General features: G+C 44.3%; 11 protein-coding genes. 9 read left to right on the plus strand and 2 right to left on the minus strand.

Annotated features, from left to right (window positions below; all coding sequences use genetic code 11):
* The first annotated feature begins 325 nt into the window (after positions 1 to 325).
* Positions 326 to 2,170, plus strand: coding sequence for an ABC transporter ATP-binding protein (locus C7B77_RS11490; protein WP_106304386.1), 1,845 nt, complete (start codon positions 326 to 328; stop codon positions 2,168 to 2,170).
* Between the two features lie 623 nt (positions 2,171 to 2,793).
* Here C7B77_RS11490 and C7B77_RS11495 read toward each other — a convergent pair.
* The gene (locus C7B77_RS11495; protein WP_342761351.1) at positions 2,794 to 4,044 is read right to left on the minus strand and encodes a DHH family phosphoesterase; all 1,251 of its coding nucleotides are present in this window, start codon (positions 4,042 to 4,044) and stop codon (positions 2,794 to 2,796) included.
* 298 nt (positions 4,045 to 4,342) lie between these two features.
* Complete coding sequence (locus C7B77_RS11500; RefSeq protein ID WP_106304392.1) at positions 4,343 to 5,008, minus strand: PHP domain-containing protein; 666 nt, start codon at positions 5,006 to 5,008, stop codon at positions 4,343 to 4,345.
* Between the two features lie 500 nt (positions 5,009 to 5,508).
* On the opposite strand from C7B77_RS11500, the gene C7B77_RS31095 reads away from it, so the two are divergent.
* The 8 genes from C7B77_RS31095 (at position 5,509) to C7B77_RS11540 (ending at position 12,924) form a co-directional block, all read left to right on the plus strand.
* Positions 5,509 to 5,727 carry a hypothetical protein gene (locus C7B77_RS31095; protein ID WP_245894164.1) on the plus strand — a complete coding sequence of 73 codons (219 nt, stop codon included), beginning with the start codon at positions 5,509 to 5,511 and terminating at the stop codon, positions 5,725 to 5,727.
* Between the two features lie 170 nt (positions 5,728 to 5,897).
* Positions 5,898 to 7,406: a UbiD family decarboxylase gene (locus C7B77_RS11510; RefSeq protein WP_106304398.1), complete on the plus strand. Its 1,509-nt coding sequence runs from the start codon at positions 5,898 to 5,900 to the stop codon at positions 7,404 to 7,406.
* A 259-nt stretch (positions 7,407 to 7,665) separates the two neighbouring features.
* Complete coding sequence (locus tag C7B77_RS11515) at positions 7,666 to 8,346, plus strand: DUF4439 domain-containing protein (RefSeq protein WP_106304401.1); 681 nt, start codon at positions 7,666 to 7,668, stop codon at positions 8,344 to 8,346.
* A 207-nt stretch (positions 8,347 to 8,553) separates the two neighbouring features.
* Positions 8,554 to 8,685 carry a hypothetical protein gene (locus C7B77_RS31400; protein WP_281261350.1) on the plus strand — a complete coding sequence of 44 codons (132 nt, stop codon included), beginning with the start codon at positions 8,554 to 8,556 and terminating at the stop codon, positions 8,683 to 8,685.
* A complete protein-coding gene (locus tag C7B77_RS11520; RefSeq protein ID WP_146138275.1) occupies positions 8,672 to 9,787 on the plus strand; it encodes an MFS transporter in 1,116 nt (371 codons plus the stop codon). The genes C7B77_RS31400 and C7B77_RS11520 overlap by 14 nt, the downstream gene beginning before the upstream one ends.
* A 2-nt stretch (positions 9,788 to 9,789) precedes the next feature.
* Positions 9,790 to 10,935, plus strand: coding sequence for a phosphotransferase (locus tag C7B77_RS11525; protein ID WP_106304407.1), 1,146 nt, complete (start codon positions 9,790 to 9,792; stop codon positions 10,933 to 10,935).
* A 39-nt stretch (positions 10,936 to 10,974) separates the two neighbouring features.
* Entirely contained in the window at positions 10,975 to 12,072 is a 1,098-nt protein-coding gene (locus C7B77_RS11530; protein ID WP_245894165.1) for a T3SS effector HopA1 family protein, read from the plus strand.
* Positions 12,073 to 12,693: 621 nt separating this feature from the next.
* Positions 12,694 to 12,924 carry a hypothetical protein gene (locus tag C7B77_RS11540; RefSeq protein ID WP_106304413.1) on the plus strand — a complete coding sequence of 77 codons (231 nt, stop codon included), beginning with the start codon at positions 12,694 to 12,696 and terminating at the stop codon, positions 12,922 to 12,924.
* Positions 12,925 to 12,944 lie beyond the last annotated feature (20 nt).

Raw genomic sequence — 12,944 nt, forward strand, 5'->3', positions numbered from 1 at the left:
GCAAGTTTTGCAGGTGCTGATTCCTGCTTAATCTCCTCAATCATATTTTTCTCTGCTCGTAACTTGCCAAGTGCTGTGTAGATACTGTCTCGCTCTTTGAGTAAACAGATCGAGCTATTAAAAGTTACTGCCATATTGTAAGCGTGTCAGCGTGAAACAATTGGCGGCGAGTAGTTGAATTTAACCACAGATGGTATTGGGAAATTAGAACGTGCATAGAGTTACATCTACCCATACCATTAATTTCAACTATAATATCCGAACGCCTTGTTGAGTCTCGGTTTTAGCCAGGGCAAACGCGATCGGAGGATTCGCAACCGCAACAATGAATAGAAAGAACAAAAGCGACTGGCAAAGAGCGCGATTCTTTGGCAAGACGATCCGCCAATCGCTGTCGGTATTTCGTTATGGCAGCAAAGCCATAGGCTTAGTCTGGACTACCAGCCGCACCTTGACGATCGCCTTGGCAATTTTAGCTCTAGTTGGGGGGCTGCTCCCAGGGGCGATCGCGATCGTCGGTAAATTAATCGTCGATAGCGTGGTACTCGCCAATCGCAGCGGTTTGGCATTAGATCGCCAGAATGCTTTGATGTATGTGGGTTTAGAAGCTGTCGCGATCGTTTTATTGGCAGCTTCCCAGAAGGGTTTGGTAGTGTGCCAATCCTTGCTGCGAGTACTGTTGGCGCAGCGCGTCAATGAATTGATTCTCGAAAAAGCTCTGACGCTGGATCTGGCACATTTTGAAGATTCCGAATTCTACGACAAAATGAGTCAGGCTCGATCGCAAGCATCCAGCCGCCCGCTCTCACTCATCAATCGCACATTTGGCTTGTGCCAGTCTGCGTTGACACTATTGACATTTGTTGGCCTGTTATGGCAATTTTCGGGATGGGCGGTTTTTGGCTTAATTGTGACAGCTATCCCTTCATTTATTGCCGAAACTCGCTTTTCCGAACATGCTTTTCGGTTGTTTAGGTGGCGATCGCCAGAAACCCGTCAGCAGCACTATTTAGAAACGTTATTGGCGCGGGAAGATTATGCTAAAGAGGTACAGCTCTATCAACTCGGTGGGATGCTGTTGCAGCGTTACCGCGATATCTTTAACATGCTGTATGAGGAAGACCGCAATCTGACGATTCGGAAGGGTTTTTGGGGCTATTTGCTGGGTTTATTGAGTACGGTGGCTTTTTATGCAGCATACGCGTGGATCGTTATTGAGGCGATTTCTGGACAGATTACGTTAGGTGAAATGACGATGTATTTGGTGGTATTCCGCCAAGGACAATCGACGTTTTCAGCCGCACTAACTTCGATCGGCGGTATGTATGAAGATAACTTGTATTTGGCCAATCTCTATGAGTTTCTAGAGCAACCCATTCCTCATTCTCAGGGTTATATTACTCAAGGCATCGATCTCGATGGCATTCGGTTTGAGAATGTTTCGTTTAGCTATCCCGGTAATCCCCAGCCAGTCTTAAAAAATATCTCATTACATCTCAAACCGGGTGAAAAACTTGCGATCGTCGGTGAGAATGGTTCTGGTAAAACTACATTGATTAAGTTATTAACCAGGCTATATTTGCCCAGCAGCGGCAGAATTTTATTAGATGGTGTAGATCTCAATGATTGGGATCTCAACGTCCTCAGACAGCGAATCGGCGTGATTTTTCAGAACTTCGTTCAATATCAATTTACCGTCGGTGAAAATGTTGGCGTGGGCGATGTCCAGCATCTCGACGATCGATCTGAATGGGAAATTGCCGCGAACAAAGGGATGGCTAAACCATTTATCGATCTACTCCCAGCCGGATTCGATACGCAGTTGGGAAAATGGTTTAAAGGCGGTCAAGAGTTATCTGGCGGACAGTGGCAAAAAATCGCTTTGGCAAGGGCATTTATGCGATCGAAGGCCGATATTTTGATTCTGGACGAACCCACTGCGGCGATGGATGCCGAAGCCGAAATGAATATTTTCAATCGCTTCCGCGCGCTCACTCAAGAGCGGATGGTAGTCTTAATCTCGCATCGGTTTTCGACTGTCAGAATGGCCGATAAAATTGTGGTAATGGCTAGCGGTGAAATTATCGAGCAAGGTTCTCACGAACAGTTATTACAAGCTGGCGGTAGGTACGCGCATTTATTTTCGTTGCAAGCCGCAGGGTATAAGTAATCGGCACCTTTTTAGGAAATACCACGTAGACACCACCCGATTTTCCAAACCGCCAAGACTCCCATTACTGCCGTAGTTCTGAATAGGCTTTCTCTTTATCTTGAAGAAATTGAAACTGTTCGGTAATTGCACTATATCTTGTTGCAAACTGCGACTTCCAATCCATTGGATCTGACATCTTATCGGGATCGAATTTTACCAGTTCTGCCCCAATCAAAATTTCACCGATTAGCTTAAACCCACATTCCGCACTTCAAGTTTTACGACAACTATTGAGACTTATTTGTTACTAATACACCAAAACTCATAGTCAAGAAATCCAGCAACCCGATAATCCAATCGAACATCTGGTTCGCTGCTCCACGATCTCCAGGATGGCGCAATACGGTTCGGTTAGACCAAAATCACCATGTTCAATTGACGAGACACTGCGGCATCTAGGCTGTTAATAAAGGTCATAGGGAGCTTATCCGAACCGTATTGCAGGATGGCGTGATACGAAAGTCGTGGTTTTTCGGGCAGGCACTGCCCAGCATCTAGGTTTCAGGCTTATTATTATTAATTAAAACGCAGGGTAGGGGCAATTCATGAATTACCCCTACCCCGAACAAGTGCGACTAAATTTAATAACTATCCGTAGGATTGACTAATTTGAGTAACTTCTGCTTGATTTGGTTGTCGAAGACTTCCCACTTGAGCTTAGAAAACTCCGTATTGTCATTAAATCCACACAAGAAGCCAACCGGAATCTCAAATCCACCAGCAGTGAATCTACCACCACCGAAGAAACGTCCTTCGCTATTTTTACCGAAGGCTTCTTTGATAAATTCGTCCGGATCGAGGGTTAATTTGGACGTGCGGAGGGATCCGATCACCAATTCGACTTCATCATCCTCATCGCGGACGATGCCGTATACAACCGCCGTGTGGACGTTTTCTTCGGTAACTAGGAAGTCTGCTGCTTGGGGAATTGCATCGCGATCTTCGTAGCGTAAATAGCCGACACCTGCGATCGAGAAGTTATTTTGTACCACTCTATTGGTAAGCGATCGCTGAATGACTTCCATCACCCGTTTCGATCGGTATACTTGGAGAACGGCATTGAGCAATTGGGCATCATAAAAGCGGCTGAGATACCCTGCCGCCAAAAAGTCTTCTTCTTGCGCCTGCATCAGGCGATTTGTGTCCGATCGCAAGCCGTGCATCAGTGCGGTGGCACATTTAACATGCTCGCTAATACTGCTATCGAGTTTGAGCAATCCGGCTTGGAGGTATTGCGTCAAAATGGTGGCTGTGGCACGGGTAGAGGGGCGAATATCGACGAATTCGGCGTTGAGATCCTCTTGGAGACTGTGGTGATCGATGATGACGACAATCGGAATGCCAGCTTGGCGGACGGGTTCTAATAGTTGACAGGTGGTACCCTGGTTATCGATCAGTACGCAGCCTTGATAATTAGCTAAATCTTTTTCCTTGAGATTTGCGCTGGCAATTTTCTTGGTGGGTAATCCAGTCAGCTTGACAAGGGCAATATTTTCTTGGTGACTGAGCGCGCCAGCGTAGACGAGATCGCAGTTAATATTGTATTGCTTGGCAATCAGTTGGTATGCCCACGCGCCCGATAAAGCATCAGGATCTGGAAAGTCTTGTAATAAAACGATTTGGCGTTCGCCACGGTGTCTTTCTAGTGTTGCCTTCAGTGCGGCTACGCGAATATCTTCTGATGGTAAGTCACCTCGATGATGCTCTAGGACAGCAACTCCACCCCCAACTACTGGTGTCCCAAGCGTTACTGGTATCGTTTGCGTGTTAACACCTTCACTATCTAGTCTAAATTCTGGATGTTCGTCATCTAGATCTATCGGTTGTGTCATTTCAAACAGTCCACGTATAGAGGTTGCATCCATACTTGAAGCTTGACTATTATGAGGCTTAATCGAATTTAAAGACATCTAATTCAGTAGAGGTATAATATCCCTAATCAACTATCATAGACAACTGCAATCGGATTGGCAATTAGCGATTTTACGTAAGTCTAGCTAATTCAAATCCCGCTCTTTTACTAGTCATCGGTTTAGGCATTTTATCGACACCGTTCCAACTTGCTAGTTTACCGATTTAAGTATCTTCAGTCTCGGCACTGAAAATCGACAAAGAGCTAACAACGATCGGCTACAGTCGTTGTAACAAATTCAACCCATGGGTATCGGTACCACACGTATGCAGTAAGTTGTAACTATTGCCCAAGCGTTTGACTGTCTCTGTCTGCTCGAAACTCGGAATCCAAGGATTGGGATTGTTGTAGGCATAATAAGTTTCGACCCCATCAATGCCTAAGGCGACGGCTGTTGGAATCAGTTCTTCTGGCGATCGACGGTACCGTGCGGGATGCGCCAATACCACGATCGCTCCCGCTGCATGGAGGGCATTAATGGCACGTTCGGCGCGAGCATCGACGCCTCTAGGCTCTCTCCCTGTCAGATAGGGAGCTAAACTCGGCTCTAAAGGATCGAACCCATAGCCGAGAATATGCACGTCTACTGGTGGTAGATATGCGGTAATTTCGATACCAGTCCACAAGTGCAGGGACTCGATCTCTTGTGTCTCCAGCCATTTGGCCGCGCGATAATAACCATCAACACTGTGATGATCGGTAATGGCAATTCCCTTCAAACCGATCTCAACTGCCTGCGCCATCAGATCTTCGGGTCGCAACTTACCATCCGAATGGTTGGTGTGCATGTGAAAATTGTAATGCTTCGGACAACTATCAGCCTGAATGTTGGTAAAGACTTGCCGTAAGAGCGTAGTGTTTTGTGCTGAGTGCTGGTTCCCCATTGCTTTGGATGTACGAGTCTGGTAGTTGCCTACGATCGTCAAAGTAGTTGCGCAAACAAAGTGCGATCTCTGTATCTTTCAAGATTACCCCAATCTTTGTAAAACTTTATGAGAGTCAGATCGATCGCCTTCTCAGGAATTGGGAAGTTGTTAGCACTGCTTCTTTAATTGTAGCCGCCTGCTGCCATTACGTCAGCTTGCCTCCAGCAGTAGAGTCGGAGCTGTCGGCAACGAGCCTACTCCAGATGTAACAACTGGCTTGAATTCTGGGAATTCCATGTAGATTAGCTAGCGATTATCAAAAAGTTTAATGATATTTTAAGATTTCTCACAGAATCAAACTCTCGCCAAATTACTAATTTATGATATATGGGTGTGCTAGATCTAGCACCGCAGTTCTTTCAGCCATCAGGCGGGTGAGGTTTAAGATCGTGTCATCAAACTTCCTACGTTCTCTATCCCTGGCTGTGCTATTGAGTTTTTTCGCTCCCATGCTCCTGATGTCAGGGTCTTTGGCTAGCACTTGGTTATTAACTTGCATTCCTGGTATCGGATCGATCGGTCAAATCACGACAAATATGTTGCTTGCCTTTCTCGATACGTTTGGCGGTGGCTGTGCCGTGCAAGGAATGCTCACGATCGGCTTAGTCTGCGGATTTGTCGGCGCACTCTTTGATATTTACGCTTTTTGTAGTTTTCGGACGCAGAAGGGGAATTAGGCTTTAGGCTTTAGGCTTTAGGCTTTAGGCTTTAGGGTCGTGGATAGTGAATAGTGAATAGTGGATGCAAGCGTCCTTTCAATCCCAATTACTCATCCACTCATCCACCCATCCACCCATCCACCCCTATCCCCTTACAATAGAGACATAACTTTACACTAGGCGATCGCATGGCGGGGGACTTCAGAGAATTTTTACAGGTACTCGAAAAACGGGGACAACTGCGCCGGATTAAGACCCTGGTAGATTCCGATCTGGAGATTGCGGAGATCTCCAATCGGATGTTGCAATGTGGTGGGCCAGGGTTACTATTTGAGAATGTTAAAGGTGCCAAATATCCGGTAGCCGTGAATATCATGGGCACGGTCGAGCGGATCTGCTGGGCAATGAATATGGAGCAGCCGCAGGAGCTAGAGGATCTGGGGCGAAAATTGGCCATGCTCCAGCAGCCCAAACCGCCGAAGAAAGTCGCTCAAGCAGTCGAGTTTGGCAAAGTATTATTTGATGTCCTCAAAGCCAAACCCAGCCGAGATTACTTCCCACCCTGCCAACAGATCGTTGTCGAAGGAAATGACCTAGACCTCAATGAGCTGCCCTTAATTCGCCCATACGCTGGCGATGCGGGGAAGATCGTCACCTTGGGATTGGTGATTACCAAAGATTGCGAGACGGGGACGCCGAATGTGGGCGTATATCGGCTCCAGTTGCAATCCAAAAATACGATGACCGTTCAGTGGTTATCAGTACGTGGTGGCGCGCGTCATCTCCGTAAAGCTGCCGAACGGGGCAAAAAATTAGAAATCGCGATCGCCTTAGGGGTACATCCCCTGGTGATTATGGCCGCAGCGACGCCGATCCCGATGGATTTATCGGAGTGGCTATTTGCGGGTTTATACGGTGGTGCGGGGGTCAAGTTAGCCAAGTGTAAAACGATCGATCTAGAAGTTCCCGCCGACTCCGAATTCGTCCTCGAAGGCACGATTACGCCTGGGGAAGAAATGGTCGATGGCCCCTTTGGCGACCATATGGGCTACTATAATCAATCCAAATCATGCCCGTTGATTCGGTTCGATTGCATGACCCATCGCAAAGATCCCATTTATTTGACTACCTTCAGCGGTCGTCCGCCCAAGGAAGAAGCGATGATGGCGATCGCGCTCAACCGAATTTACACGCCAATTTTACGCCAGCAGGTACCAGAAATTGTAGACTTTTTCTTACCGATGGAGGCACTGAGTTACAAGGCGGCAATTATTGCGATCGATAAAGCCTATCCAGGGCAAGCTAGACGCGCCGCACTCGCCTTTTGGAGTGCCTTACCCCAATTTACTTATACCAAATTCGTCATCGTCGTCGATAAAGACATCAATATCCGCGATCCGCGTCAAGTCGTCTGGGCGATTAGCTCGAAAGTTGACCCCCAACGCGATGTATTTATCATCCCCGATACCCCCTTCGATAAACTCGACTTTGCCACGCCCAAAGTGGGACTAGGCAGTCGGATGGGCATCGACGCAACGACCAAAGTTTACCCAGAAACCGAAGCGGAATGGGGCGAGCAGCTAGAATCAGACCCGGCAATTGCCGCGATGGTAGATAGACGTTGGGCTGAATATGGGTTAGCAGATATCAATCTGGATGAAGTCAATGCCAATCTGTTTGGCTATGACATGAGATAGTACCGACTTGAGTTCGGTGGCAGTCAATTTAGGGGTGAAACAGAAATCTCCTGCCGCTCTGGCAATGGAAGGAGATTGCTGTTTGGCGGCTAGAGCTAATGATTCGCCGATGTATTGACTTTCAGCACTCGATCGGTAACATTATCCAATTTATCGTCCCTACGCTAGATAATTCTCGAAATAATTTTTGCGAGTCAGAGATCCAACTCCATACAGCTCTCGTATATCTAGGAAAGTTCCTTCGAGAGACAACCACCAAATGGATACTAACGAGCCACTAATTCAAATCGCTTCCCGCTCAGGTAAAAAGTTATCGCGGCGAGGCATCTTATCTACTGGTGTAGTTGCAGGCATTGCCACGGCCTTTGCCCTACCCGCAGTCGCACAGATGGCTGCCACCCCAAAAGGTAAATCTCAAACAGCTCAAGACAAAAAAAATGATATTACTGTCTTGAATAGCGGACTCTACTACGAGCACCAAGCAATTTGGGCATATAATTTCGCGGCTGGCAAATTGACAAATACCGCTGTGGGTAAAGCTGTCTTAGCCGTAGCTACTGTCAACCTTACCGATCATCAAGCGCACAGAGATGTACTCAGTCGGGCGATCTCCAGTTTAGGCGGTACGCCTGTTAAAGCCGAAGCTAGTTACGATCTCTCTGCTTACATCCAAAAAGGTGAAGGAAATATTGACTCCGATGTAAATATTGCCAAACTCGCACTAGCTCTCGAAGTTGATGCGGCAATTGCCTATACATTTGAAGCTGCCAAACTCAAAACACCCGCGCTCATCACCGCTGGAGCCAGCATTGGTACCAATGAAGCCGCTCACGCGACGGCAATTCGAGCGGCTTTCAAGTCGCTCGGTGTGGATTTGGCGATCGTGCCTGCTTCATTCTTCAATCCTAACACCCGTTCGGCATGGATTTTAAAAGTGTAGTACCACGCTGTTATTTGCTTAATTTGATTTGGGATTAGTTAACAATTGACAAGTTTTTAGGAAGGGGATGTAAACCCCTTTTTAAAAACCAATGTGATGTCTAAATTTAAGTATTAAAGATTAAGTACCTGTGTTATGGCAATGTTGCTATAAATTAGTCGCGATCGTGGCAATCGCTAGTGAAACGATCGTGTTGTAATTAATTACTTGGCACTATTATTCTTTGTCGTTTGGAGTTTAACCGATGCTCCAGTAATAATTTTAGATTTTGAATTATCTTCACGATTCACCATTCACCGATCGATCGCCACAGCATTAAAACGTTATGAATATGAATAGCACTTATCATCGCGTCCTTTGGCGACAGGTTTGGGGATTGGCGGCATTACTGGCAGCGATCCTATTTAGTTGGATAGCTTATGGCTTTTACCAACCAGTAATTTTGACTAAATTGGGGTTTGGAGAAATCGCTCAAAGTTTGGGAATCGTGCAAGGTTTCTTGGGTGCTGCGATCGAGCCATTAGCTGGTGCAATGTCCGATCGATTGATGCGGCGCGTGGGTAGTCGTTTACCTGCGATTGCCGTAGGAATTACATTAGCAGGGCTGTTATTTGTCGCGATCGGATTGCTATTACATGGAAATATTCCGCTAGAATTGCGTTGGATAGTCCCAGTTTTAATGACTTTTTGGGTAATCTCGATGATTATTTTTCGAGGCCCTGCAATTGCGCTATTGCGACAGTTTGCGCCAACGGCAGCATTACCAGCCGCTAATTCGATCCTAACACTTGTATTTGGGTTAGTTGGGGCGGTTAGTCCAATTTTTAGTCGAGTAATCGAACTTCTAGGCTCTGGAAATACGTTTTTACTTGGGGCCGTAATGTTAACGGTGGGTGCAATATTACTATGGTCGGCAGATCCAGAATTGAATCTAAGCATTTTTACAGATATTGAAAATTCAACAAGATTGTCAACACCAAAGTTCAATCGATGTTTCTATATTTTTGGAATTGGCTTGGGGACTGGAACATTAGTAAATATTTTATTGAAAATTTGTCCTCAAAGAGTGCATGAAAGTTGGCTCGGTTTTGCATCTGAGTATATTACGGCGGGGATATTATTTGTCTGTGCGATCGCGGCAATTCCTTTGGAGCGACGAGTCAAACAATGGGGATTGAATCGATCGATGGTAATTAGTTCGACTTCTATTGTAGCTGTTATTTTGATGGGGTTGAGTTTCAATTTCCCAGCTATTTCAATTCTGACTATCTTATTTGGTGGCATAGCAATGAGTATATTATTTGTCGCTCAAATTCCTTGGTGTTTGGGTAGATTATCAGATCGACAAGCAGGATTATCGACTGGTCTCTATTTGGGCGGAATGGCTACAGCAACTGCCTTTTTAGAAATAATCATCCAATTCAAATTGGGAAGTAGATAATTGTGGTATTTTTACTAAATAGAAATAATGTCTTTGAATACTTAGAAAACCTGGGCTATCGATCGGATAATATTACTAATCAGATCGAGCCAGTTGTTGCAAAGAATTTTAATTTATTGATATCGACAACTGAAGACTCAAAGCTACTAGTCAAACAAGAACGTCACAATCGAGCGGGAAAGACAGTCGGTGAGTTTTTGGCAGAGTCTCAAGTCCATCAATTAGCTGAAGATTTCCCAGCCCTAAATTACTGGAAACCTTCGATCTCAGAATTGTTACATTTCGATCGAGATAACTCAATTTTGGTATTTAGATATCTTCAAGATTATCGAGATTTATCGAATTTTTATAATAAAGAAAATATTTTTGACGATCGCATTGCTCAAAAACTTGGCACTGTGCTGGCTAGTTTTCATCGCGATACTTATCATCGCGCGATCTATCGCTTGGCATTGAGAAAAGAACGACAATACTCGAACACTAGTATTGTCAAAGCATTAATTCGTAGTTTAGAACATCTCACGCCAGAAATTTTTGGAATTGTACCAGATGAAGGACTGAAGTTTTACACACTGTATCAACGGTACGATAGTCTCGGACAAGCCTTGGTAGAATTAGGCGATGCGCTCAAGGCTTGTTGTTTGACCCATAACGATCTCAAGCTAAATAATATCTTGCTTCACGATGAGTGGAAACAGCCAGAAAGTCAAATTATCAGAATTATTGATTGGGAACGAGCCGCTTGGGGCGATCCGGCTTTTGATTTGGGAACGTTAATTGCTAGCTATTTACAAATGTGGTTGGGTAGTTTGGTAGTAAGTAAATCACTATCGATCGAGGAATCTTTAAGTTTGGCGATTACTCCACTCGATCTAGTACGGCCATCAATTGCAGCTTTAATACGAGCTTATTTACAAGCCTTTCCAGATATTTTAATCGATCGACCTGACTTTTTAGTGCGGGTAATTCAGTTTACAGGATTGGGTTTGATTCAAGGAATTCAAGCAGGCATCGATTATCAAAAAACATTGGGAAATAGTGGCATTGCCCAATTGCAAGTAGCAAAATCTTTATTGTGTCGTCCCGAACAGTCGATGCTGACGGTATTTGGTATGAATTTTTCCTCGCAAGTATCTATTCCCGCTTAGTATCGATTCGATCTAGTTGTTAATAACAAAATTATAAACGTGCTAAATTTAGCTTCGACTAATCCCGATCCGATCGCTCATCTAAAATTGATGGACGTGCTAGAAGATATCGCTCGAAATATAGAAATTGGTGATGATTTTGCAATCCATCATCCCGAATACAAGTCTTTGGAAATCCCAGTAGACGCAGTAGCAAGATTTCAGCAGATGCCAGCGCAGATAAAACAGAAATTTTTAAGCTTGCAATTACGGAGTTTTCTCTACGGCATCTATTATAACGGTTCGATGCGAAGTCCTTTAGCTAAAGATACTCCAGAACATGCTTTTCAGTTAGATCTAGAAAATAGCACGTTGATGGGTATCGATACGATATTTTTTGAACGGTTACACAATAATAACTGTGGGACGGGTTATTTCGATCGGGATTGGACGATCTTGGCAGTAGCAGATGATGAAAGTTTAGTAGTAAAAAAGGGCGGTTTAAAGCTCCATATCGATCGGGAAAAGCACCTAAGAGCCTCAGAGCAGCAAGCACGAGTAGGCGAGGTAGTGGCAATTAAGCTGCCTAAAAACATGATGCAGAATGGCTTTTATATGGCAATCGGCGATCTCGGTTTCGATCGTCAGCAAGCAGGAGCGATATTAGTACGAATTTATTTTAGTTTAACTCCTGATGGCGCGATCGCGGTAATGAATAGTCTGACACAGATGTTAAATGAAGTAAAGGTAGTTTTTAGCTTTAAGGTTTTATATAATCCCCAAGATTATCAACGTTCCGATGCAGGCGTTCTCTACTTTGACAAACGAGATTATGCTACTGTATCGGATATTTTAGCTTTTATCCACATACAGCATAGATCTCATTTTTTACCACATATACCACTATTTACTAAGCAACTAGCTATCGGCTTAGGACTGGCAGAAGAACCAGATCTCAAGTTTGCCGAGCGCGAAAGTTTTGGCATGAATCGCTGTCAGATCGTAGCAGATGGATTACTGACAGCATTTTATGAAGGGCTTGATTCTGAGTCTGAAATAATGAGTGCGATCTTGACACGGTTTTCGTTAGGAGGTATCGATCTACACTATCCATATCTCAATAGCGGCTCGGAGAATATTTACCATGCCTTTGAGTGAATTCATTAGCAAAGGGATCTAAATTGTACTAATTACGATCCTTCTAGTTCGATCGATCTTCTACGCATTTATGGTTTTTAAAGTTAATATTTAACTATCGATCGAGACAATACAAACCGATTTAAAGAGCAAACAACATGTCTAGTATCAAAGTGAAAGATTTGACAGATTGTAGTTTTCATAAAATAAGTATGGCAAGTTTTATCGAAGACTTATCTGAAGATAAACTCAATAGTTTGCAAGGAGGGCATCAATGTAATGTGGTGATTCGCATAGGGCGCAATGGGGTACCTGGAAGCATCAAGATCTCCTGCCCAATCCTCTTACCAATTCCACCTCTGTCTTAGTTCCATTTTGGACACAAGAAAGATCTCGAACATTGATTGCAATCTATCGTTTTAGGCAAAATCATAGTGGATCGAGCCAGATTTCGTTCGAGAATTTAAATAGATGAAGGTTTTGCGCTTGTCAAGGGATCGAAATTCTATTTATTAACCACCAATCAATAGAGGCAAAGCCATAGACACTAATATTTTAAGAAGCTATTATTTAGACATGAATCGAGACACAGGTTTCGATTTACGATCGAAAACAAAACTAGTTTATTCGGAATGAAATTAAATGGCTAACATCACAGTAAAAGATTTGACAGCATATAGCGATTCAGGAAGTTTTATCCGCGATCTATCTGATGCAGAACTAGACTTACAAGGCGGTGGATTATTTAAGGTTCTTAAAAAGATAGTTAAGGCAATAGGTAGTATTTTTGATGCTGTTGAAGCCGTTGCAAGTATTTTTGGCGGCGGCGGTGGCAGCAGCGGCGGACGCAACGAGCACACACACCTACACTAATTAATTTAATTAGATTAAGT

This window comes from Chamaesiphon polymorphus CCALA 037 (genome assembly GCF_003003845.1).
Taxonomy (GTDB): domain Bacteria; phylum Cyanobacteriota; class Cyanobacteriia; order Cyanobacteriales; family Chamaesiphonaceae; genus Chamaesiphon; species Chamaesiphon polymorphus.

Excerpts from the sequence above, each read along its gene's own strand:
- C7B77_RS11490 (WP_106304386.1), top strand. The coding sequence starts at position 326 with ATGAATAGAAAGAACAAAAGCGACTGGCAAAGAGCGCGATTCTTTGGC.
- C7B77_RS11495 (WP_342761351.1), bottom strand. The coding sequence starts at position 4,044 with ATGACACAACCGATAGATCTAGATGACGAACATCCAGAATTTAGACTA.
- C7B77_RS11500 (WP_106304392.1), bottom strand. The coding sequence starts at position 5,008 with ATGGGGAACCAGCACTCAGCACAAAACACTACGCTCTTACGGCAAGTC.
- C7B77_RS31095 (WP_245894164.1), top strand. The coding sequence starts at position 5,509 with ATGTCAGGGTCTTTGGCTAGCACTTGGTTATTAACTTGCATTCCTGGT.
- C7B77_RS11510 (WP_106304398.1), top strand. The coding sequence starts at position 5,898 with ATGGCGGGGGACTTCAGAGAATTTTTACAGGTACTCGAAAAACGGGGA.
- C7B77_RS11515 (WP_106304401.1), top strand. The coding sequence starts at position 7,666 with ATGGATACTAACGAGCCACTAATTCAAATCGCTTCCCGCTCAGGTAAA.
- C7B77_RS11520 (WP_146138275.1), top strand. The coding sequence starts at position 8,672 with ATGAATATGAATAGCACTTATCATCGCGTCCTTTGGCGACAGGTTTGG.
- C7B77_RS11540 (WP_106304413.1), top strand. The coding sequence starts at position 12,694 with ATGGCTAACATCACAGTAAAAGATTTGACAGCATATAGCGATTCAGGA.